The organism is Myxococcales bacterium (genome assembly GCA_016717005.1).
Lineage (GTDB): Bacteria > Myxococcota_A > Polyangia > Haliangiales > Haliangiaceae > UBA2376.
Map to the genome: position 1 here is coordinate 187,840 of JADJUF010000038.1, position 21,865 is coordinate 209,704.

Here is a 21,865-nt window from a genome sequence, read left to right on the forward strand (position 1 = left end):
CCCGTCGCTGACGGCGAGCCCCGGGACGGGTCAGGCCGCGTCGGTCGTCGTCACCGCGCGTCGGTCGTCGTCACCGCGCGTCGGGCCGTCGTCACCGCGCGTCAGGCCGTCGTCACGGCGCGACGAGCGCGGCGTCGCTGGCGACGACCACCTCGTGGTTCGGCGTCGCGTCGTCCTTGACGATGAAGTAGATCCAGCCGTCGCTGCGGAAGTGCGGGAACAGCGCGGTCTGGCCCGCGTTCATGCTCGTGATGCGGGTGGTGACGCCGGTGGTGATGTCGAGCAGGAAGATGTTGGCCGTGCCCGCGCTGACGAGCGCCTGGAACGCCGGGTCGGTCGCGCTCGGGTAGCCCATCCACGACCAGTCGGCGGCCTGGACCCAGTGGTGATAGACGATCCAGCGCTCGTCGTAGCTGAACGCCGGCTTGCCGCCCTGGACGCAGTAGCGCCCGATGATCGGGATCGCGACGTCGTAGCTGGTGCCGTTGAACGTGGCGTCGACCCGCCGCAGCGTGAAGCCCGACTGCGCGCCGTTGAACGACGTGCGGCTGAGCAGGAGCTTGGCCGACGGCGAGATGATCGTGTCGCCCTCGTACGGGGTCTGGATCACGACCTCGGGCCGCGCGCTGTAGGCCGTGCCGCTCCAGACCATCGGGGTCAGGTCGCTGTGACCCGAGGCGCCGAAGCTGGCGCTGGGCTCGCCGCCGCCGTTGTCGCTGACGAACTGCCCGGCCACCGCCCAGTAGTCGCCGCCGCGCACCGCGCCGACGTGCTGGTACAGGCCGACCACCGAGACGTTGCTGCACTCGGGCTCGTTGAACGTGATCGACGCCGGGTTGCTGGTGAGCAGCGACTGCCGGCACCACGGCTTGGCCCCGCCCTGGATCACGAAGCCGGAGTTGTCGGGGAAGAAGCCCGGGTCGTACGACGCGGCCGCGCGGATCTCGCGGCCGGTCTGGAGGTCGATGACGGTCGAGCCGCCAGTGGCGCCGCCGCCGTGCGCGACGAACCGGCCGTCGGCGGAGCTGCGGGTCCAGAAGCTCGAGCGGTAGTCGTACTGGTGCAGGACGCGCAGCGTCGACGACGGCGCCGCGGTGCCCCAGCCCGACGACCACGCGTACGCGGTCGAGGCCGGGAACGTGGCCAGGCACTGCTGCGGCGTCGTCGCGCCGGCGCAGCCGAACATGAGCAGGCCGTCGTCGGTGTTGAGCGCGGTCCAGCCCGCGGTCTGCATCGCGGTGACGTGGGTCGCGACGCCCGGCTGGATGTCCTGGGTGCAGCCGTCGGGCGGCGGGATGTCGTTGATCACCGCGTCGAGCTGCGGCAGGCCGCGCGCGAACCACTCGGCGACGACGTCGAACTCGGCCTGGGTCAGCAGCGGCTGGGCGCCGCGCGGCATGACCACGCGGGTCGACCACTCGGCCAGCTCGGCCGGCGCGCCGGCGCCATAGCCGAGCTGCATGACCGCGTCGAACCACGCCAGCGGCGCGCCGGTGGTGTAGATGCCGAGGCGGCGCGGATCGTAGGGCTGGCCGGTGGCCGACCGGAAGCAGTCGAGGATCGTGCGCGCCTCGGCGGCCGAGCCCGGCGCGAGCGTGGTCAGGCAGGCGTCGGCGACCTGGGTCTCCGCGAGCCAGCGCGTGAACGTGTCGCGCGTCAGCGCGTGGCACTGGTCGCAGGCCTTGCTGGTACCGACGCCCAGGCGCTCGGACGCCGCGCGCGCCAGCGCCAGGTCGCCCATCGACACCGGGTTGCGGAGCGGCGGGAACACCGCCGCGTCGATCCCAGGCGCGGCGTCGGGCACGGCCGCGTCGACATCGGCGGCGTCGGCGCCGGCGTCGATCGGCGCGCCGGCGTCATCACCACCACAGGCCGCGAGCGATCCGACGATCGCCGCGAGGAGCACACACGCGCGGAGCGACTTCATGCGATCCGCAGGGTACCGCGCCGGCGTCGCCGCGGGGCCGCGAATGTGGGCCAGACCGCGGGGCGCGCAGCCCGCACCGTCACTCGGCCGGCACGTCGACGGGACCCTCGTCGTGCTCGGGGCACCCGGTGGGCGCGCCGTCGACGTTGCAGGTCAGGTCGTTGGTCATCACCAGCCGGACCGTGGCGCCGGCGGTCAGGCCCGCGGGGCAGGCGACGGGCTTCGCCGGCGGCGCCGTGCAGGTGCCGCCCGGCGGGCACTCGAACTCGCGCCGGCTGGCCGCCAGGCAGGTCCCGCTGTCGAGCATCGTGACGTCGAACTCCTCGTAGACGCCGTCGGGCCGCGGGCTGCGGTCCTTGACCGCCGGGGAGCCGCAGGCGCTCGCGGCCACGAGGACGAGGACGGATCCGAGGAGCACGGTGCGGAGACGCTGGCGCATGCCCGAGCATCACCGATCTGCGTCGCAAGTGGAACCAGCGCGGCCCGGGCTCGCGCGCCGCTCAGCTGCGCCCGCGGCCGCCGCGGCGGCGCCGCTTGCCACCGCTGCACTGCATCGCGCGCCAGGCTCGGGCACCTTGCCCCTGGCGGGGCGTCGCGACGGGCCGCTGAAGCTCAGCTGCGGCCGCGGCCGCCGCGGCGGCGCCGCTTGCCGCCGCTGGCGCCACCGCCGCTGCCGCTGCTGCTGCGGAGCGGGGGCGGGGCGTGGCCGAGCGCCGCGGCCTGCTTGGCCTCCTCGGCGGCGATGTCGGTCGACATCTTGCCGGCGACGCGGAACTGATCGGGCTTCCAGCCCTTCTGGGCCACGACCTCGAGCTGCTTCTGCAGCTTCTTCTCGAGGTCGTCGAGGTAGTCGCGCTCGCGCGTGCTGAGCAGCTCGGCGACCTTGGGCGACGCCTCGATCTGGACCTTGTCGTTGTCGACCATCCCGCCCGAGCGCCGCACCTCGCGCAGCACCTCGTACGCGACCGTCGTCGTCGACTTGACCACGCCGGCGCCCTCACAGGTCGGGCACGGCTCGGTCAGGATCTGCCACAGCGACTCGCGCGTGCGCTTGCGCGTCATCTCGACCAGGCCGAGCTCGCTGATCTTGGTGACGTTGCAGCGGGCGCGGTCCCGCTTGAGGGCGAGCTGGAAGGCGTCCCAGACCTTCTTGCGGTTGCCCTCCTTGTCCATGTCGATGAAGTCGATGACGATGATGCCGCCGATGTTGCGCAGCCGGAGCTGGCGCGCGACCTCCTCGCAGGCCTCGAGGTTGTTGGCGGTGACCGTCTCCTCGAGGTTCGAGTTCGAGCCGGTGAAGCTGCCGGTGTTGACGTCGATCGCCGTCAGCGCCTCGCCCTGATCGATCACCAGCGAGCCGCCGGAGCGCAGCGGCACCTTGCGCGCGACCGCGACCCGGAGCGCCGGCTCGATGTTGAAGTGATCGAAGATCGGCCGCCGGCCCTCGTAGCGCTTGATGCGCTCGGCGTAGCGGGGCAGGAACGTCTCGGTGAAGCGCTTGATGCGCGTGTACTGCTCCTCGTCGTCGATGTGGACCTCGGTGGTGTTCTCCTTCACCAGGTCGCGCACCAGGCGCAGCGGCAGATCGAGCTCGGGGTAGATCAACCCCGCGCCCTTGAACGCGTCCTCGCGCCGGCCGATCTCGGTCCACAGCCGGGTCAGGTACTCGACGTCGTCCTTGATCTCTTGATCGTCGGTGTCCTCGGCGGCGGTCCGCACGATGAAGCCGCCGTGCTTGGGCCGCGCCTTGTTGATGATGTCGCGCAGGCGCTTGCGCTCCTTGTCGGACGCGATGCGCCGCGACACGCCGACCTGGCCGACCGCGGGCATGTAGACGCTGTAGCGCCCCGGCAGCGACAGGTAGCCGGTGACCCGCGCGCCCTTCATGGCGATCGGATCCTTGACCACCTGGCAGACGACCTCGGCGCCGGGCCGCAGCAGATCTTCGATCTTGCGCGCGGCCAGGCTCTTCTTGGTGCGGGCGATGCGCGAGGCCGCGGCCTCGGGCGCCTCGTCGGCGTCGTCGACGTCGGCGTCCTCGAACAGCTTCCGACCGTCGTCGGCGCCGAGCACGTCACCGACGAACAGGAACGCGGCGCGCTCGACCTTGGGACCGAGATCGACGAACGCCGCCTGCATGCCGGGCAGCACCCGCGTGACCTTGCCGCGGTAGATGTTGCCGACCATGCCGCGGTCGCGCTTGCGCTCCACGAACAGCTCGGCGAGGGCGCCCTCTTCCACGACCGCGACCCGGCACTCCGGACCTTCGGCGTTGACCACCAGGATGTTTTGACCCATCGAACTCTCTGCGAGAAAAACTGTTCAACCCAGGTAGCCGCCCCTGACATGGATGTCTTGATGAGGTCGCGGCGAGAAGGGCGTTAGGACCCATCGCGTAACACGCAATACCCGTGAATACAAGGCATTGCAGGTGGGCTCGCCACTTTGGCGCGGACCTTGCTCAGCTTCTGACAACCTGACCGGGGTGCCGCCCGACAGGTGCCCTAGCTAGCTTAGTCTGCGCCCTGGCTTGCTTCCTAACTACTTGCTTTTCTTCAATTTGCTGGATGCCTCCGGGATAAACCCTCGGAGGCATTCTGGTTTTCGGTAGCTCGAGCGGATCGTGGTCGTGGGGAGTACCGGTTGGACACCCCCAGTGGGTGCATCGTTGCCGGCTTTCGTGGGTACGCGTCGCCGCCGCGAACGGCCTGCGGAAAGACGCGCCTGGAGACAACTTCGTGTGGGGGTCGGGTATTCCTTGCGGCAGTGACGGACCGCAAGGACCCCACCGATCGACCGCGCCGCGCCGGCGACACCGGGCAGCTGCCGGTGGTCGAGCGCGACCGCATCGAGAAGAGCCGCGTCCGGTTCGTGCTGGCGCTCGGGCGCGCGCTCCACCGCTACGGCACGCCGGCCCACCGGCTCGAGGAGGCGCTGGCCCAGGTGTGCCGGCGGCTGGGGCTGCGCGCCCAGATCATGTCGACGCCGACCTCGCTGACGATCGGGTTCGGCGATCCCGCGGAGCAGCGGACCGCGATGATGCGGGTCGACACCGGCGCCGTCGACCTCGGCAAGATGGCGCGGCTCGACGCGCTCGCCGACGCGGTGCTCGAGCGCGAGATCGACTCCGAGGACGCGCTCCACCAGATCGAGGCGATCGAGGCCGCGCCGCCGGCCTGGGGCCGCCTGCCCGAGACCGCGACCTACGGGCTGACGGCGGCGTCGATCGCGGTGTTCTTCGGCGGCGGCTGGCGCGACGTCGCGGCGGCGGCGACGGTCGGCCTGGCGCTGGGCCTCTTGATGCTGGTGCTGCGCCGCCGGGCCCACAGCGCGCGCGCGGTCGAGCTGATCGGCGCGTTCGCGGCGGCGTTCGGCGCCAACGCGGCGGCGCGGCTGGTGGCCGGGGTCACGCCGTCGATCGTCACGATCGCGGCGCTGATCGCCCTGTTGCCGGGCCTGACGCTGACGGTGGCGATGACCGAGCTGGCGACGCGCAACCTGGTGTCGGGGACGGCGCGCCTGATGTCGGCGGTGATCGTGCTGCTCGAGCTGGCGCTGGGCGTGGCCCTGGGCGAGCGGCTCGCGCGGGCGCTGTGGCACGTCGCGGTCGTGACGCCGACGCCGCTGCCGGGCTGGGCCGAGTGGGTGGCGTTCGTGGCCGGCACCGTCGGCATGGTCGTCGTGTGCCAGGCCGAGCCGCGCGCGCTCGGGTGGATCCTCCTGACCTCGCTCATCGCGTTCGCCGCGTCGAACTTCGGCGCCGACCTGCTCGGCCCCGAGCTGGGCGTGCTGATCGGCGCGCTGGCCCTGGGCATCGCCGCCAACCTGTACGCGCGCCTGCTGGGCCGACCGCAGCAGGTGGTGCTGGTGCCGGCGGTGATCCTGATGGTCCCCGGCAGCATGGGCTTCCGCGGCATCTCGTCCCTGCTCGATCGCAACACCATGACCGGCATCGAGACCACGTTCGCGACCTTCGTCGTGGCGATGGCGATCGTGGCCGGCCTGCTGATCGCCAACGCGCTGGTGTCGCCGCGGCGCGCGCTGTGACCGGGTCGGCGCCGCGGTCGGCGGCGCTGATCGCCAACGCGCTGGTCGCTCGATCGCCAACGCGCTGGTCGCAGCGCGCGCCCGGACCACGGCGCGACGCCGAGCGCTGACCGCCAACGCGCCGGTCGCGGCGAGGACGATGACGCGCCGGTCGCGGCGAGGGCGATGATCGCGGCGCGGCGCCGGCGCCGGTCAGCAGCCGCAGTCGTTGAACGGGAACGTCACGGTCGTCGTCGGGGCGAAGCCGCCGGCGACCGGCGTGAAGTGCGAGGTCACCGCGCTGAAGTCGGCGACGGCGCCGATCAGCTCGACCTGGCCATCGCCGTCGCCGTCGACCAGCGCGTCGACGCGCACGAACCCGTCGGCGGGGTTGGACACCAGCGTCAAGGCGCCGGCGTCGTCGGCGAACACCGCCGCCAGGCGGCCCTCGAAGTCGCCGCAGCCGCTGCCCTCGCTCGCGGTCACGACCAGGTAGCGCCGCGCGCCGACCTGGTACGCGCGCACCGTCGGGCTCGGCGCCCATGGGCCCTTGCCCTCGAAGTCGTCGGCGAACGACTTCTGGAGCTCGACGTAGGCCGGCAGCCGTCGGAACGCGGCGACCGCGGCGGCGGTGCGCGCGGCGTCGTCGGGCGCGATCGTGCCCGCGACCGCCTGGGCCGTGGCCGCGGTCGCGTACGCCGGGACGCAGTCGCCGGTGATCGCCAGCTCGCCGATCAGGTACAGCTCGCCCATGGCGTAGACCGCGCGCGCGCGCTCGGGCTGGGACCAGACCCGCCCGTCGGGGCTGATCGACGGATCGCCGTCCCACTCCTGGACCTCGCCGAAGTGCGGCGTGCCACCGCCGAGCAGCCGCAGCGTCCCGACGGCCGCGGCGCACTGGCGCCCGTCGGCGGTGTAGACCGCGAGCGCGCGCCCGGCCCAGTCGGCCGCGACCGGCGCCTTGGACGCGGCGCGCAGCGCGTACTTGTGCGTGCCCTGGAACGGGCCGCTGATCGGGCCGGTGCCCCACGCGTCGCTGGCGTCGCCGCTGATGACGACGTGGTGGTGGCCGTCGACCTCGACCACCAGCGCGATCGGATCGGCGCCGAGCGCGACCGGGCCACCGACGACGCTGCGCACCATCTCCTCGCGTGCGATCTGGAGGCCGCCGGCGCCCTTGGTGAGCACCAGGCGCTTGGGGCCCTCGTCGGCGAAGCGCCCCTGCTTGAACGACTGGACCAGCTCGATCGTCGGCGCCGCCGCGCTGCCGCCGACCTTGACGTCGCGCGCGGCCACCGTCATCGGCCGCGCGAACATCTTCTGGCGATCGGCCAGCCAGCCCGGGCGATCGAACCGCCACGTGCGCGCGCCGACCCGCTTGATGCCCTCCATCTTGTCGGCGTAGAGCGCCTGGTAGCCGGCGAAGTCGCCGCCGTTCTGCGCGGCCAGCCACGCGTCGACGACCTTGCGCGCTCCGGCCTCGTCGACCGGCGCCAGCGCCGGCAGCGCCGCCTCCGTCGCGGACCCGGACCCGCCGCCCGTCCCCGTCCCCGCGGCCGACCCCGCGGCCGACCCGCCGCCCGGCGCCTCCTCCTTCTTCTTGCTGCAGGCCGCGAGCGTGAGCGCGGCCGCGGCCACGTAATAGATGGTGCGCGTGCTGATCATGGACCTCTCCTTCACGGGAGGCCCACTGTACGTCAGCTCACTCCACCGCCGCCGCCTTCTCGCCCGGCAACCACCACAGGACCGGGACGCGGGCGTTGTCGAGGGCGAAGTTGGCGTAGTCGCCGCTGATCCGGAAGTGATCGCGCTCGACGGTCTCGATCTCTCCGATCGCCCAGAACCGCTGGTCGTACGCTTCGGCCTCATTCGCGGGGCCGGTCTTGGAGTCGCGGTAGGTGATCACCCGCTGGCCTGCGTGCAGGTCGTCGGGGCGCGCCGGCCGGGTCCGGTACGCCACGGTCGGGCGACCGACGTGGGCACCCACCGGCGAGACCCAGCCGTCCCGACCCCAGCGCAGCGGCTGGAGGCCGTCGTCGGTCTCGACGAACCAGGTCCACGGGCGCAGGCAGTGATCGTGCTTCGACGCGCAGTCCTGCTTGGAGCTGGTGAGCGGCGTCTCGTCGGTGACCACCCGAGGCTGGCCGGCGCTGTCGACCTGGGCCCACGGGTCGGCGGAGCCAGCGGCGCGCGCGGCCGGCAGGACCAGCTCGTCCACGGTCGGTGCCCGCGGATCCATGCCGGCGATCGCCTCGACCTTGCCGCCGGTCTGGTAGCGCAGCACGGCGACCCGCGTCGCGCTGATGTAGTATGGGTCCTTGTTGAACTCGCCGCCGAGGCGGACCGTCCCGGCGGCCCAGTCGATCGACTCGACGGTGCCGATCCGCCATTCGTCGAGCGCCGCGGTCTCGTCCTCAGGCGCACGCGCGCCCTCGGGCACGGCCACGGCGGTCACGCCGACCTTGAGGTTGCGGCGCGTCGCCGGCACCGTACGGTAGGCGCGGACGTCGGTCTCGTAGCTGATGTCGGTGCCGATCCAGGCGCCGTCGGTTCCCAACAGGTGTGGCCGAGCCACCGCGGTCTTCTCGTGGGCGACGAACCAGCTGCAGTCGCGCAGGCAGTGGTCGTGCCGAGCGTCGCACGCGACCCCCGAGCGGGTCGCGACGCGCGCGCGCGACAGATCCATCGGCACCGGCTGGCCGTCCTTGACCGCGAGCCACGGGTCGGCCGGGCGATCGAGGAAGGGCGGCTGCTCATCGGCGCCGCGCCCGGTGGGCGCGCGGCACGCCGACGGCGGTGGCGCCACGGGCGCGGCGGTCGCGGTGGTCGCGCCGGTCGACGAAGCGTCCGGCGACGAGCCGCCCGGCGACGAGCCCGCCGGCGACGAGCCCGCCGGGGCGTCGCCGTTGGCCGCGCCCGCGTGCGCGAGCGGCCCGGCGGTGTCGCCGCCGAAGCCGACCGGCTTGCCGTTGACCGTGCACCCGGCCAGGCCCACCGCGATCGAGATCAGCGCAGGGAACTTCATGGCGCGCTCCTTCACCAGCAGCGCCAGGTCTGGGTGGCCTTGTTGTACTTGCGGACGTCGGTGCGGACGAGCTTGTCCTTCTTGAACGTGGTCTTCCAGACGTACCAGAGCGCGTCGTCCTCGTTGACCTGGTAGAACACCGGGGACCCCTTGCGCGCCTTCAGGTCGAGCTCGCTGCAGCGCTTGCCGAGGAGGATCAGCGTGTCGGTGTCCATCAGGTACTTGAGCCGGTCGCCCTTGACGCCGAGCTTGACGTACTTGGCCTTGAGCGCGGCGGCCGCGGCGGCGCGCTGGGCATCCACCGCCGCGATCGAGTCGCGCGCGCGACCGGCCATGTCCGCGCACCGGGCGCGGGCCTCGGCGACCGTGAGGGTCCAGTCACCACCGTTGGTCGTGGGGCGGAACTTCACGTCGGGGCTCAGGCCCGCGGCCAGCTCCTTGTCGATCGCCTCGACGCAGGCCTTGCCCTCGGGCGCGAGGGCGCGCAGGTAATCGGGGTCGGTGGTCTCCGACGCGACGAGCGTGTCGCCGGCGGCCACGCTGATGCGGTGCAAGGGCACGAGCTGCGCGTAGGCGTCGCAGACCTTGCCGGCCTTGGACCAGACCAGCACCGCGTAGCCGGTGTCGATCGTGTCGCTCGGCTTGTAGCCCGCGGCCGGGCCGGCGGCGATGGCGGCGCGGCAGTCCGCGACGTCATCCTTGACGTACTGGATGTCGCCGCGGGCCTTGGCATCCTCGACCCGGGCGGCGTAGCCACGCAGCGTGGATACGATCTTGGCCTTGGCGTCGTCGTCAGCGGCGGCGCCGCCGGCGGCGGTGGCGAGCGTGGCGAGCGCGGCGAGCACGATGCGCGCGATGAGCGAGTGACGCGTGGGCGATGGGCGGGTCATGGGCATCCTCCGAGGCCGGGGATGGATCGGCCTCTCATGGTCCCCATTATCGACCACACCGCCTCGCGGTTGCGTCGTGCGCGCACATTGTCGGGCCGATTGTGCAAGTATCTTGGATCCCTGGGTATTGCGCGAGCCACAAGGGCGGCTGTCACCCACGGGGAGGCGCCCGGGAGCCGCGCACTCGTAGTATTGCGGTCGAGCATGCAGCGGGAGGCTCGCGCCTCGGCGGCCTCGGGGGCCTCGGGGCGGCCTCGGGGCGGCCGGGCGCCGGGTGTCACCGGATCGATCGGACGGCCGGGGAGCCGTCGGGTGTCCAGCCGATCGGTCGGAGCCGTTCGGGTGTCAGCCGATCGGTCGGGCGTCGGGCTTCCGCCGATCAGCTGAATCGGTCGGGCGGCTGGCGGCGCGCGGAGGCAGCCGTTCGGGTGTCAGCTGATCGGTCGGGCGGCAGCCGTTCGGGTGTCAGCCGATCGGTCGGGCGTCGGGCTTCCGCCGATCAGCTGAATCGATCGGGCGGCGGGCGGCGCGCGGGGGCCGCTCAGCCCAGGCGGATCTGGCAGGACGAGCCCTGGCCGGGGCTCTCGTGCACCGACACCTCGACCGCGTGGACCACGCCCGGCGGCAGGCTCGGGCCCAGCGCGGCGACGAGGCGGTCGGCCAGGTAGGCGGCGAGCGCCTCGGCCGAGACGTTGTCGATCGGCAAGAGCAGCACGTCCTCGCGCGGGAACACGTAGCGTCGGCCGCACACCCGCACCTCGAGCTCGTCGTCGTCGGCGCGCACCTGCTCGTAGAACGGGTTGGCGTCGGCCAGCAGCACGCGCTCGCGGAACTCCTTGCAGATCGTGGCCAGCGCGTCCTTGATCGCGGCGAACGGGATCATCTGCGCGAACGCGACGTCGGCGAGCTCGAGCACGGCGCCGAGCTGGTAGTTGTGGCCGTGCAGGCGCTCCTTGGTGCCGTCGGGGAACACCGTCATGTGCGCGCACGAGAACTTGTACTGCTCGCGGGCGACGACGACGCGGTGGTAGCGCGTGGTGGTCACGATCGGGGCTCGCACGACGGCATGGCGCGAGCATCGCCGCGGCGGCCGCGCCGCGCCAGCGCCCGGGGCGGGGATTGACGCGGCGCGATCCGTGCCCATCTTCAGTCCATGGCAGCCTCGACCCATCGCACCTGTGCGCGGTGCGGCAAGATCAACCGGATCCCGCCCGCCCACCTCGCCGATCAGGGCAGCTGCGGCGCGTGCAAGACCGCGCTGCCGCCGCAGGCCGCGCCGATCGAGGTCGACGCGGCCGGGTTCGACGCGATCGTCGGCGCGGCCCAGGTGCCGGTGCTGGTCGACTTCTGGGCGCCGTGGTGCGGGCCGTGCCGGATGGCCGCGCCTGAGGTGGTCTCCGCCGCGGCGACCCTGGCCGGGCGCGCCGTGGTGCTGAAGGTCGACACCGAGCGCAACCCCGACCTCGCGGCCCGCTTCCAGATCCGCAGCATCCCCAGCTTCGGGCTGTTCCGCGGCGGCCGCGCGGTGTCGATGCAGGCCGGGCTGATGCGCGCGCCCGAGCTGGTCGCGCTGGCGGCGGGCGCGGCCCCCGGCGCGGGGCCCGGCGGGCCCGCGGGGGGGGGGGGGCGCGGCCCCCTCCCTCCCCCGCGGCGGGGCCGGGGGGGCGGGGGCGGGGCGCGGCCTGACGCTCGTCCGCTGATCGGCACGACGCGACCGCGCGGGGCCCGCGCCCGCGCCGGCGGGCGCTGGCCGCGGCCCGGCCTGCCCGCCCGCGCGACCGCGCGGTGTCGACGTCGCTCGTCCCTCGTCACTGCCGCGCGGCCGAGCTGATGAGGCTGGCGGCAAGCGCGGCGTGACGTCGCTGGTCCGCTGATCGGCACGACGTCGCGCGGTGTCGATGCGGGCCGCGCGGCCGCGCGGGTGGCGCTGGTCGCGGGCGCCGCCGGTCGTCGCTCGTCAGCTGCGGTTCTTGCCGGCGGCGATCGGCCGGCTCTGCTCGTGCAGCGAGCGCTCGATGAAGTTGGCGAGGGTGTCGTCGGAGACGCCGCCGAGCGCGACCGGCACCGCCGACGGCTCCGGCAGCGAGATCGGGTTGGTGGGCCCGTCCTCGAACAGATCGTCGGTGATGGTCGCCGACGGCCGCGGCCGCAGATCGATCACGACGCCGGTGATGTTGTCGTGGCCGCCGCCGGCGCGCGCGTGCTCGATCATCCGGGTCAGGGCCGCGTCGGCGTCGCCGCCAGCGAGGTGGAGCGCGAGCTCGTCCCTGGTGAAGTACTCGTGGAGGCCGTCGCTGCACACCAGCAGCCGGTCGCCGAGGCGCAGGTCGACGCGGAGCAGCTCGACCTCGACGGTGGGCGTCACGCCGATCGCGTTCGACAGCACGCTGCGCATGGGCGAGGTGATCGCGGTGTGCTCGCCGATCGTGCCGGCCCGGCGCATGACCTCGGCCACGGTGTGGTCGTGCGTGAGCTGCTTGAGCTCGCCGTCGCGCACGAGGTACGTGCGGCTGTCGCCGACGTGGGCGATGAACGCCTCGGCGTCGCAGACGACGACGACCTCGAGCGTGCTGCCCATCTGGTGCTTGTCCAGCTCGCGGACGCTGCGGTCGTAGACCTCGGTGTTGGCCCGCTCGACCGCGCGCCCGAGCTGCGCGGCCAGGAGGTCGCGGCCCTCGGGCGATGGCGCCGCGGTGTACGCGGCCAGGAGCGGCGCCTCGGCCTCGAGGCTCGCGCGCAGCAGCTCGACCGCCATCGCGCTGGCGACGTCGCCGGCGCCGTGGCCGCCCATGCCGTCGGCGACGATCACGAACCGACCGAGCTCGTCGACGTAGGCGGTGTCCTCGTTGCGGACGCGGACGACGCCCAGGTCGGTGCGCATGCAGGCGCGACTGACGAGTGCCATGGTCCCAGTATGTCGTAGCTCACCCCGCGAGGGTCACAACAACCGTTACCAATCGGGATTCTGGTAGCGGCGCTCACCGGAAAATTCCGCCGTTGTCGGAGATCCGGCTACATCGGCGCGCCGCGGCGCGGCGCGCCGCACGAGTTTGGTACGCTCCCGCCATGGTCGCGTCGGTGTTCGTCCTCGGTGGTGCGCAGTCGGACTTCGCGAGGAACCTCGCGCGCGAGGGCCACGAGCTGGTCGACGTCGTCGGCGAGGTGATCGACGGCGCGCTGGCGGCGGCCGGGGTCGCGGCCGCTGACATCGGCGCGATCCACGTCGGGAACGCGTTCGGCGAGCTGTTCGCCGGGCAGGCCCAGCTCGGCGCGATGCCGGCGACCGCGCGCCCGGCGCTGTGGGGCGTGCCGGCGACCCGGCACGAGGCGGCGTGCGCGTCGGGCTCGGTGGCGCTGCTCGCGGCGATGGCGGCGATCGAGGCCGGCCGGTGCGAGTGTGCGCTGGTGCTCGGCGTCGAGCAGGAGCGCAACGTCAGCGGCGAGCAGGCGGCGCGGCACATGGGCTCGGCCGCGTGGATCGGCCACGAGGGCGAGGGCGCGCGCTTCCTGTGGCCGCACATGTTCGCGCGCATCGCCGAGGCCTACGCCGCGCGCTGGGGGCTCGAGCCGCGCCACCTCGCGGCGATCGCCGCCAAGAACCTCACCAACGCCCGGGCCAACCCGCTGGCGCAGACCCGGGGCTGGAGCTTCGCCGACGACGCGTTCACCGATCGCTGGGCCGACGACGTCGCCAACCCGATCATCGAGGGGCGGCTGCGTCGGCTCGACTGCTCCCAGGTCACCGACGGCGCCGCCGCGATCGTCGTGGCGTCGGCCGACTTCGCCGCGGCCCGCGCGCCGATGGCGCGGATCCTGGGCTGGGGCCACCGCACCGCCGGGCTGTCCCTCGACGCCAAGCTGGCGCGCGCCGCCGACGCGCCGTACCTGCTGCCGCACCTGCGCGAGGCGATCACCGACGCCTACCGGCGCGCCGGCGTGACCGGGCCCGACGAGCTCGACGGGGCCGAGGTCCACGACTGCTTCTCGATCACCGAGTACCTGGCGATCGATCACCTCGGCGTGACCGAGCCGGGCCAGGCCGGGCGCGCGCTCGACGACGGCACCGTGGCCCGCGGCGGCCGGTTCCCGATCAACCCGTCGGGCGGGCTCATCGGCGGCGGTCACCCGGTCGGCGCGACCGGCGTGCGCATGGTGCTCGACGCCGCGCGCCAGTGCCACGGCGCGGCCGGCGCCTACCAGGTCCCGGGCGCGCAGCGGTTCGCGACGCTCAACATCGGCGGCAGCGGCACCACCGCGTGCGCGTTCGTGCTGGGCGGCGCCGCGTGAAGGTGCGCGCGGTCCACACCTGGCCGGCGCGGCTGCCGGCCGACGACGATCACCCGTACCGCACCGGCGCGTGGCGGCCCAACCGGGTCGAGTACGACGCCGACGAGCTCGACGTCGTCGAGGGCGCGATCCCGCCCGAGCTCGACGGCGTCTACCTGCGCAACACCGAGAACCCGCTGCACCCGGCGATCGGCCGGTACCACCCGTTCGACGGCGACGGCATGGTCCACGCGATCCGCCTCGGCGGCGGCCGCGCGTCGTACCGCAACCGCGCGGTGCGCACCGCCGGGCTCGCGGCCGAGGACGCCGCCGGCGGGCCGCTCTGGGCCGGGATCATCGAGCCGCCCGCGCGCTCGGTGCGCGACGGGTGGGGCGCGCGCGGCCGGATGAAGGACGCGTCGTCGACCGACGTGATCGTCCACGCCGGCGCCGCGCTCACGACCTTCTACCAAGGCGGCGACGTCTACGCGCACGATCCCGTGACGCTGGCCGAGCGCGGCGTGGCGGCATGGTCGGGAGCGTTCCCGTGGGGCGTGTCGGCCCACCCCAAGCTCGACCCCGCCACCGGCGAGCTGCTGGTGTGGAGCTACGGCACGACCGCGCCGTACCTGCGCTACGGCGTGATCGATCGCGCCGGCGCGCTGGTCCACACCGCCGACGTGCCGCTGCCGGGGCCGCGCCTGCCCCACGATCTGGCGTTCACCGAGCGGTTCGTCATCTGGAATGATCTGCCGCTCTACTGGGACCCGGCGCTCCTGGCCGAGGGCGTCTACCGACCGCGGTTCTATCGCGATCAGCCGGCGCGGTTCGGGATCATGCCGCGGCGCGGGACCGGCGCCGACGTGCGCTGGTTTCCGGCCGCGCCGACCTACGTGCTGCACTGGATCAACGCGTTCGAGGACGGCGACGAGGTCGTGCTCGACGGCTACTTCCAGCGCGACCCGACGCCGCGGCCCGATCCGGCCGACGGGCCCTGGGCCGGGCTCAAGAAGATGGTCGACCTGACCGCGCTCGGCGCGCGGCCCCACCGCTGGCGCTTCGACCTGCGCACCGGCGCGACCCGCGAGGAGCCGCTCGCCGACGCGATCTCCGAGTTCCCGAGCATCCACCCGCGCCGCGGCGGCCGCCGCCACCGCTACGCGTGGTCGATGACCGCGCCGCCGGGCTGGTTCCTGTTCGACGGCCTGGTCCGGCTCGACCTCGACGGCGGCGCGCCCGATCACTACCAGTTCCCCGACCGGGTCTACGCCAGCGAGGCGCCGATGGTGCCGCGCCCGGGCGCGACCCGCGAGGACGACGGCTGGGTCGTGACGTTCGTGTCCGACCTCGGCGCCGACACCAGCGAGTGCCAGATCTTCGCCGCCGATCGCGTCAGCGCCGGGCCGATCGCGCGGGTGCGCCTGCCCGAGCGGATCTGCAGCGGCACCCACGCGTGCTGGGCCGGCGCCGAGGAGCTCGGTGGCTGAGGCGTTCGTGCTGGCCCAGGTGCGCACGCCGCGCGGCAAGGGCTCGGCCCGGGGCGCGCTGGCGGCGATCGCGCCGGGCGAGCTGGTGCGGCAGCTGCTCGCCGCGCTGCGCGCCCGCGGCGTCGAGGGCGACGCGGTCGACGACGTGGTGCTCGGCTGCGCGTCGCAGCTCGACGCCCAGGGCGGCAACCTGGCCCGGGCCGCCGCGCTCGCCGCCGGGCTCGGGCCCCGCGCCGGCGGCACGATGGTCAACCGGTTCTGCGCGTCGGGGCTCGAGGCGGTGGCGATCGCCGCGGCCCGGGTGCGCGCCGGCGACTGCGAGCTGGTGATCGCCGGCGGCGTCGAGAGCGTGTCGCAGGTGCCGCTGTTCGCCGATCGCGGGCCGTGGTGGCAGGACGGCGTGGGCCGGCTGCACATGGGCATCGCCGCGGATCTGGCGGCGACCCTCGACGACACGCCGCGGGCGGCGCTCGACGGCTACGCCGCGCGCACCCGGGCCCGGGCGCGGGCCGCGGCGGCGGCCGGCCGGCTGCACGCGTGGACCGTGCCGGTGCGCGGCGCCGACGGCGCGGTCGCGCTCGATCGTGACGAGCTGCTCGACTACGCGCCGACCGCCGCGCAGCTCGCGGCGCAGCCGCCGGCGTTCGCCGAGCTGGGCGCCGGCGACCAGGACGCCCTGGCGCTGGCCCACGCGCCGGGGCTGACCGCGATCCGCCACGACCACACGCGCGCGTCGTCGCCGCCGCTGGCCGACGCCGCCGCGCTCCTGGTGATCGGCACCGCCGCGGCCGCCGCGCGCCACGGCCTCGCGCCGATCGCCCGGGTGACCGCCGCCGCCAGCGTGGCCGCCGATCCGGTGGCGATGCTCACCGCGGGGCAGGCGGCGATCGTCGAGCTGCTCGCCCGCGCCGGCCTGGCCGCGCGGGAGCTCGACGTGATCGAGTTCGCCGAGGCGTTCGCCGCGCTGTGCCTGCGGCTCGAGCGCGACCTCGAGCTCGATCCGGCGCGGCTCAACCCCGACGGCGGCACGCTCGCGCTCGGCCACGCGTTCGGCGCCACCGGCGCGATCCTCGCGGGCAACGTCGTCGCGCACCTGGCTCGCACCGGCGGGCGCCACGGCGTGGCCGCGGTCAGCGGCGCCGCCGGCGTCGGCACCGCGGTGCTGTTCGCGCGGGCGTGACCACGGCCGACGCGGACCGCGGCGGCGGCGCGGCGGTGCTGTTCGAGCGGGCGTGCCTGCGGCCGACGATCGGCGCGGCCCGCAGCGCGCCGGACGCCGACGCGCGCGCGGCGACGTCCGCGGGGCTACGACGCGAGCGCGGCCGGGCCGCGGCGCTCGGCCAGGCGCGCGGTGATGCGCCCCAGCCGGGCCACGTGCGCGAGCACGCGATCGCGCGCGCGCTCGGCCTCGTCGGACAGGCCGGTCAGCCCGGCCAGGTCCCAGTGGCGCAGCACGATCGGCACCAGGATCTGCTCGTGGTGGATCGCGAGGTCGTAGATGCCGGCCTTGGCGACGATCGCGGCGTGGTGCGCGAAGTCGGGGATGCCGGTGCCGGGCATCTTGAACGCGGTGATCACGTCGGCCATCGCCAGGACCATCGTCGACGGATCGACCGCGATCGCGTCGGTGGCGAGGTCGCGGTAGAACAGGAAGTGCAGGTTCTCGTCGAACGCGATCCGGTTCATGATCGTGCGCGCGACCGGATCGCCGACCAGCGGGCCGGTGTTGCGGTGGCTGATGCGCGTGGCCAGCTCCTGCAGGCACAGGTAGACGAAGCCCTGGGCCGCGCCGGCCGGCGCCGGGGCCTCGCCGCCGCTGACCTGGCGCATGCGGGCGCGCTCGAGCGCGCGCGGATCGATCGCGCGGGTGACCGTGAGGTAGTCGCGCAGCACGATCGCGTGGCGGCCCTCCTCGGCGGTCCACCACCGCGCCCACGCGCCCCAGGTGCCGTCCTGCCCGAACATCCGATCGATGTCGTGGAAGTAGTACGGCAGGTTGTCCTCGGTCAGGACGTTCAGGTACAGCGCGCTGCGGGCCGCGACCGACAGCTCGACGCCGCCGCAGTCGGTGTGGGCCGGGACCCACTCCTCGCCCGGCTTGAAGTCGCGCCCGCGGTGGTACGGCACCAGCTCGTGCGGGAACCACTCCTTGGTCGCGGCCAGGTGGCGATCGAACAGGCGGGCCGCGGTCGGCTCGAGCTCGTGCAGCAGATCGACGGTGGGCACGGCCCCAGCGTGGCGGCGGCCGCGCCCCGTCGCTGTCACGACCGCAACACGTTCCGGCGGTGATCCGGTCGGCTGGTGGAGCGCCGCGATCCGGGGCCTATGGCCCGGCCCGCAGCTGGGCTAGCGGCTCGCCGGCCTGATCGTCGGCGGCCCAGATGCACAGGCGGCCGGCCTCGTCGCCGCTCGCGAGGCGGCCGTCGCGAAGGTTGGCCAGCGCCGACACCGGCGCGGCGTGGGCGCGGCGCAGGCGGGGCTCGGCGGCGGCGACGTCGATCAGCGCGACGTCGCCGCCGAAGCTGGTGGCGAGGCCGCCGGGGCGGACCGCGGCGGTGTAGCAGCGCGCGGTGGGCCGAGCGAGGGGATCGCGCCAGCGCCGGTCCGCCCCGGTGCCGGGGCGCCACCACCCCGCGGCGCGGCCGCACGCGTAGACGATGTCACCGTCGGGCGTGAACGCGAGCGCCCACACGGCGTCGCCCACCGCGAGGTCCGCGAGCAGGCGGTCGTCGTCGGTCGACCACACGCGCAGGTGCCCGTCGTAGCCGCCCGACGCGTAGCGGGCGCCGTCGGGCGCGAACCCGAGCGCGAGCACGCTGCCGGCGTGGGCGCGGCGGCGACGCACGGTGCCGTCGCTGCCGACCAGCGCGATCGACTCGTCCTCGGAGCCGGTGGCCAGGAGCGCGCCGTCGGGGCTCCACGCCACCGCCAGCACGCTGGCCTCGTGGTGCGTGAGCGCCTGGTCGCGGCCGGGGTCGCCCAGGTGCCACGTGCGCACGGTGCCGTCGACGCTGCCGCTGGCCAGCAGGTGGTACGCGCCGTCGGCGCCGACCGGGTCGATCGGGCAGAACGCCAGCGCGCGCACCGCGCCGGTGTGGCCCTGGCCGCGCAGGAACGGGGCGGTGAAGCCCGGCAGGAGCCCGGGCATCCACGCCTCGACCACGCCGGTCGCCAGGCCGGCGGCGAGCACGCGGTCCGCGCCGCTGACGGCGAGGGCGTGGATCTCGGGCCCGCGCGCTGGCGGCGCGCTCGGCGTCGGCCGCTCGACCGGGCCCGGCGGCGGCGCGCCCAGGAACTTCGGCTCGTCGGGGCTCACGCTACTTGCGCAGGGTCAGCACGGCGAGGAGCGACGCGAGCGCGGCGTTGCCGGCCAGCCAGAGCGTGTCGAGCGTGCCGACGCCGGGGACGTAGCGCAGGTCGAACACCGGCACCGCCGCGAAGAACAGCAGGTGCGCGGCGACGCCGACCGCGAGGCCGGCGACGATCGGGCGCAGCTTGGGCGCGCCGGCGGCCAGCGCGATCGCGGCCAGCGGCAGGAGCGCGCTCATGAACAGCGGGTTGCCGTGGGCCAGCGGGCCGAACAGCGCCATGTCCATCGACGGCAGGCCGCGGGTCAGCAGCTCGACGCCGGTCCACGACGAGAAGCTCGCCGCGATCCACGGCAGGAAGAACAGGCCGCCCGAGCCCATCAGCACGCCGCCGAGGTAGCGGGCGCCGAGCTTGGTGCCGAGGCCGCGCCGCCGGGCGCTGGCCGCGACCGCCGCCGCCAGCAGCAGGCCGAGCCCGAACTGGTAGGCGCCGTCCTTGGCGCGGGCCTTCTTGATCGCGGCCGGCGCGTCGATGATGCCGGCGCCGTAGCGATCGGCGGTGTACTTCTGGTTGACCGGCTTGCGGGCGGTGTCCTTGAGGATCTGCTCGACCATGTCGGGGTTGGTCACGCCCTCGCCGACCACCAGCGCGGCGACGCCGGCGACGTGCGGCGACGCCATCGACGTGCCCATGAACGCGTAGTAGCCGCTGTGGGTCGGGTCGCCGACCTTGATCGTGTTCTGCAGGACGCCGCCGGCGTCGCCGTTGCGGGTGTTGCCGCCGGGGCCGGCGATGTCGATGTCCTTGCCGAAGTTCGAGTAGAACGCGGTGGCCTCGTCGGCCTGCGTCGACGCGACCGCGATCGCGCCCGGGTACGCGGCCGGGTAGCCGACCTTGCCGCGGCTCTCGTTGCCGGCGGCGCACACCACGACGACGCCCTTCTTGTGCGCGTACTCGACGGCCTTCTTGAGCACGCGCGACGGGAACGGCCCGCCCAGGCTCATGTTGATCACCTTGGCGCCGTTGTCGGCGGCGTAGCGGATCGCGTCGGCGATGCCGGCCACCGAGCCGGAGCCGTTGGCGCCCAGCACCTTGAGCGGCATGATCTTGATGTTGCGACCCACGCCGGCGACGCCCTTGCCGTTGTGGGTCATCTGCGCGATCGTGCCGGTGACGTGGGTGCCGTGGCCGTGGTCGTCGTTGGCGTTGCGGGTGTTGGTGACGAAGTCGAACGGCTTGACGAACTCGACGCCCTTGAGGTCCTCGACCTCGTGGAAGGTGGCGCGGTCCTCGAACGCGACGCCGGTGTCGAGCACCGCGACGATCACGCCGCCGCCGTCGGCGAGCTTCCACGCCTCGGGCATGCCGATCTGCTTCATGTGCCACTGCTTCGAGTACAGCGGGTCGTCGGGGAACCCGGCCCAGCCGGCCTCGGGCGGCGTGACCTCGCGCGCCAGGACCATCTCGCCGGGCGACAGCGAGAACGTCGCGTCGGGCTCGGCGATCTCGACGCCGGGCGTGCGCGCGAGCGCCGCCAGGATCGCGGCCTCGCGGGCCGGGTCGACGTGGGCGCGGTAGACCTGCTCGTCCTTGGCCTGATCCGAGATCAGCACCAGGTCGATGCCGAGGTCGCGCTCGATCGAGGCGATCAGCGCCGGGCTGGCGTCGTCGCGCAGGTCGACGATCACGTCGTCGGGGTCGGCGCCGACCGCGGCCGCGTAGTCAGCGTCGATCTGCTGACGCGACGCGCCCTGGTCTTCCTCGGGGCGGAGGTACCACCACAGCACCACGACGGCGATGAGCACCAGAAACCACAGGAGTGCCGATCGCTTGGAAGACTTGGCGTCCATGGATAAATTGTAGCGCGCCCGAGCGCGATGGATCGGAAGTCGTCGAAGCTGCGACACAACCCGAGCGATCATCGGTGGTTGCGTCGGCCGCTGGGGCGTCGATCGGTCGGTTGCGTCGGCGCATGCCGGCGGCCTATCCTCGAGGACGGTCGAGCGGGCAGGTTGTGGCACCCGCGCTCGTACTAGGAATCGCCATGGAAAAAGCTCAGCAGTCCCGGAACCACGGCCAGGAATCGGCGGCCCCCGCGCCGCAGGCCCAGGCGCCGGGTCGCGCCACGGCCGAGGCCGGCCACGAGGGCGGCGGCGGCGGTGGTCAGCACGCCCAGGCCGGCGGCGGCGGTGGCGGCGGCGGCGGCGCGGGCGCGTGGGAGGCCGACGATGGCCTGATGAGCGCGATGGGGCTCGAGGGCGGCGGCGACGGCGGCGACGGCGAGAAGGCGCTCGAGGGCATCACCAAGCCGCCGAAGGGCAAGCCCAGCGGCCTGGCCACGCCCGAGGTGACCAAGCAGCTCGAGCAGAAGAAGAAGCTCCAGCTCAAGGCCGGCGTCGGTGGCGGCGGCGGCGGCGAGGGCGACAGCGGCGGTGGCGGGGGCGGCGGCGGTGGCGCCAAGGCCGCGCCGATGCCCGCGCCTGTGGGCGGCGGTGGCGGTGGCACGCGCCCCGGCGCGCCCCCGCCCGGTGGCGCCGGCGGCGGCGGTGGCGGTACGTCGAAGACCGCGCCGACGGGCGCGCCGGCCGCGGGTGGCGCCGGCGGTGATCACGCGCTGCAGCCGCAGCAGGCCGAGGGTGCGTCGGTGCCCAGCGCGCCGGCGGCGGCCGGTGGCGGCGGGGCCAGCGCCGCGATGGCCGACCTCGATGGCAAGGATGGCAAGGACGGCGCCGACGCCGGCGCCGGCTCGGTCGAGGCGATGATCGAGCAGCTCGAGCACGGCGAGGACGCCGGCGCGCGCAAGAAGGCGGCCGAGGCGCTCGGCAAGCTCAAGAGCCCCAAGGCCAAGGCCGCGCTCGAGAAGGCGATGAAGGATCCCAACCCGGCGGTGGCCGCGGCGGCCGCTGCGGCGATCAAGCAGATCGGCGGCTGAGCG

Annotated in this window: 17 protein-coding genes; 6 read left to right on the forward strand and 11 right to left on the reverse strand. The window is 74.2% G+C overall.

All coding sequences use genetic code 11. From position 1 onward, the window contains the following. Positions 1 to 112: 112 nt before the first annotated feature. The 3 genes from IPL61_29890 to IPL61_29900 all read right to left on the reverse strand — a co-directional run bounded on the left by IPL61_29890 (position 113) and on the right by IPL61_29900 (position 4,225). A complete protein-coding gene (locus tag IPL61_29890) occupies positions 113 to 1,927 on the reverse strand; it encodes a hypothetical protein (GenBank protein MBK9035421.1) in 1,815 nt (604 codons plus the stop codon). 79 nt (positions 1,928 to 2,006) lie between these two features. Then, the gene (locus tag IPL61_29895; protein MBK9035422.1) at positions 2,007 to 2,366 is read right to left on the reverse strand and encodes a hypothetical protein; all 360 of its coding nucleotides are present in this window, start codon (positions 2,364 to 2,366) and stop codon (positions 2,007 to 2,009) included. 173 nt (positions 2,367 to 2,539) lie between these two features. Beyond that, positions 2,540 to 4,225 carry an Rne/Rng family ribonuclease gene (locus IPL61_29900; protein ID MBK9035423.1) on the reverse strand — a complete coding sequence of 562 codons (1,686 nt, stop codon included), beginning with the start codon at positions 4,223 to 4,225 and terminating at the stop codon, positions 2,540 to 2,542. A gap of 468 nt (positions 4,226 to 4,693) precedes the next feature. Here IPL61_29900 and IPL61_29905 point away from each other — a divergent pair, with 468 nt between their 5' ends. Then, positions 4,694 to 5,974, forward strand: coding sequence for a threonine/serine exporter family protein (locus IPL61_29905; GenBank protein MBK9035424.1), 1,281 nt, complete (start codon positions 4,694 to 4,696; stop codon positions 5,972 to 5,974). Positions 5,975 to 6,166: 192 nt separating this feature from the next. On the opposite strand, the gene IPL61_29910 is transcribed toward IPL61_29905, so the two are convergent. The 4 genes from IPL61_29910 to IPL61_29925 form a co-directional block, all read right to left on the reverse strand. Further along, positions 6,167 to 7,618 (reverse strand): nuclear transport factor 2 family protein, encoded by a 1,452-nt coding sequence (locus IPL61_29910; GenBank protein ID MBK9035425.1) that lies wholly within the window; start codon positions 7,616 to 7,618, stop codon positions 6,167 to 6,169. 37 nt (positions 7,619 to 7,655) lie between these two features. Then, positions 7,656 to 8,978: a hypothetical protein gene (locus tag IPL61_29915; protein ID MBK9035426.1), complete on the reverse strand. Its 1,323-nt coding sequence runs from the start codon at positions 8,976 to 8,978 to the stop codon at positions 7,656 to 7,658. An 11-nt stretch (positions 8,979 to 8,989) separates the two neighbouring features. Then, positions 8,990 to 9,868: a hypothetical protein gene (locus tag IPL61_29920; GenBank protein ID MBK9035427.1), complete on the reverse strand. Its 879-nt coding sequence runs from the start codon at positions 9,866 to 9,868 to the stop codon at positions 8,990 to 8,992. A 541-nt stretch (positions 9,869 to 10,409) separates the two neighbouring features. Continuing rightward, the gene (locus IPL61_29925) at positions 10,410 to 10,928 is read right to left on the reverse strand and encodes a 6-carboxytetrahydropterin synthase (GenBank protein MBK9035428.1); all 519 of its coding nucleotides are present in this window, start codon (positions 10,926 to 10,928) and stop codon (positions 10,410 to 10,412) included. Between the two features lie 93 nt (positions 10,929 to 11,021). Here IPL61_29925 and IPL61_29930 point away from each other — a divergent pair, with 93 nt between their 5' ends. After that, complete coding sequence (locus tag IPL61_29930; GenBank protein ID MBK9035429.1) at positions 11,022 to 11,699, forward strand: hypothetical protein; 678 nt, start codon at positions 11,022 to 11,024, stop codon at positions 11,697 to 11,699. 126 nt (positions 11,700 to 11,825) lie between these two features. Here the strand turns inward: IPL61_29930 and IPL61_29935 are convergent, their stop codons facing one another. Beyond that, the gene (locus IPL61_29935; protein ID MBK9035430.1) at positions 11,826 to 12,773 is read right to left on the reverse strand and encodes a serine/threonine-protein phosphatase; all 948 of its coding nucleotides are present in this window, start codon (positions 12,771 to 12,773) and stop codon (positions 11,826 to 11,828) included. Positions 12,774 to 12,934: 161 nt separating this feature from the next. Between IPL61_29935 and IPL61_29940 the strand changes: the two genes are divergently transcribed. The 3 genes from IPL61_29940 to IPL61_29950 are packed head-to-tail and all read left to right on the forward strand — an operon-like array spanning position 12,935 to position 16,801. Next, positions 12,935 to 14,155 carry a thiolase domain-containing protein gene (locus IPL61_29940; protein ID MBK9035431.1) on the forward strand — a complete coding sequence of 407 codons (1,221 nt, stop codon included), beginning with the start codon at positions 12,935 to 12,937 and terminating at the stop codon, positions 14,153 to 14,155. Continuing rightward, complete coding sequence (locus IPL61_29945) at positions 14,152 to 15,621, forward strand: carotenoid oxygenase family protein (GenBank protein MBK9035432.1); 1,470 nt, start codon at positions 14,152 to 14,154, stop codon at positions 15,619 to 15,621. The genes IPL61_29940 and IPL61_29945 overlap by 4 nt, the downstream gene beginning before the upstream one ends. Further along, positions 15,614 to 16,801, forward strand: coding sequence for an acetyl-CoA C-acyltransferase (locus IPL61_29950; GenBank protein ID MBK9035433.1), 1,188 nt, complete (start codon positions 15,614 to 15,616; stop codon positions 16,799 to 16,801). The genes IPL61_29945 and IPL61_29950 overlap by 8 nt, the downstream gene beginning before the upstream one ends. 125 nt (positions 16,802 to 16,926) lie before the next feature. Here the strand turns inward: IPL61_29950 and IPL61_29955 are convergent, their stop codons facing one another. The 3 genes from IPL61_29955 to IPL61_29965 all read right to left on the reverse strand — a co-directional run bounded on the left by IPL61_29955 (position 16,927) and on the right by IPL61_29965 (position 20,780). After that, positions 16,927 to 17,847 (reverse strand): acyl-ACP desaturase, encoded by a 921-nt coding sequence (locus IPL61_29955; protein MBK9035434.1) that lies wholly within the window; start codon positions 17,845 to 17,847, stop codon positions 16,927 to 16,929. A 97-nt stretch (positions 17,848 to 17,944) separates the two neighbouring features. After that, entirely contained in the window at positions 17,945 to 18,937 is a 993-nt protein-coding gene (locus IPL61_29960) for a hypothetical protein (protein ID MBK9035435.1), read from the reverse strand. 1 nt (position 18,938) lies between these two features. Next, on the reverse strand, positions 18,939 to 20,780 hold the full coding sequence (locus IPL61_29965) for a S8 family serine peptidase (GenBank protein ID MBK9035436.1): 1,842 nt from the start codon (positions 20,778 to 20,780) through the stop codon (positions 18,939 to 18,941). A gap of 194 nt (positions 20,781 to 20,974) precedes the next feature. Between IPL61_29965 and IPL61_29970 the strand changes: the two genes are divergently transcribed. After that, complete coding sequence (locus IPL61_29970) at positions 20,975 to 21,862, forward strand: HEAT repeat domain-containing protein (GenBank protein MBK9035437.1); 888 nt, start codon at positions 20,975 to 20,977, stop codon at positions 21,860 to 21,862. Positions 21,863 to 21,865 lie beyond the last annotated feature (3 nt).

Coding starts and splice junctions, on each gene's coding strand:
- IPL61_29890 (MBK9035421.1), bottom strand. CDS start 1,927: ATGAAGTCGCTCCGCGCGTGTGTGCTCCTCGCGGCGATCGTCGGATCG.
- IPL61_29895 (MBK9035422.1), bottom strand. CDS start 2,366: ATGCGCCAGCGTCTCCGCACCGTGCTCCTCGGATCCGTCCTCGTCCTC.
- IPL61_29900 (MBK9035423.1), bottom strand. CDS start 4,225: ATGGGTCAAAACATCCTGGTGGTCAACGCCGAAGGTCCGGAGTGCCGG.
- IPL61_29910 (MBK9035425.1), bottom strand. CDS start 7,618: ATGATCAGCACGCGCACCATCTATTACGTGGCCGCGGCCGCGCTCACG.
- IPL61_29915 (MBK9035426.1), bottom strand. CDS start 8,978: ATGAAGTTCCCTGCGCTGATCTCGATCGCGGTGGGCCTGGCCGGGTGC.
- IPL61_29920 (MBK9035427.1), bottom strand. CDS start 9,868: ATGACCCGCCCATCGCCCACGCGTCACTCGCTCATCGCGCGCATCGTG.
- IPL61_29930 (MBK9035429.1), top strand. CDS start 11,022: ATGGCAGCCTCGACCCATCGCACCTGTGCGCGGTGCGGCAAGATCAAC.
- IPL61_29935 (MBK9035430.1), bottom strand. CDS start 12,773: ATGGCACTCGTCAGTCGCGCCTGCATGCGCACCGACCTGGGCGTCGTC.
- IPL61_29940 (MBK9035431.1), top strand. CDS start 12,935: ATGGTCGCGTCGGTGTTCGTCCTCGGTGGTGCGCAGTCGGACTTCGCG.
- IPL61_29965 (MBK9035436.1), bottom strand. CDS start 20,780: ATGGACGCCAAGTCTTCCAAGCGATCGGCACTCCTGTGGTTTCTGGTG.
- IPL61_29970 (MBK9035437.1), top strand. CDS start 20,975: ATGGAAAAAGCTCAGCAGTCCCGGAACCACGGCCAGGAATCGGCGGCC.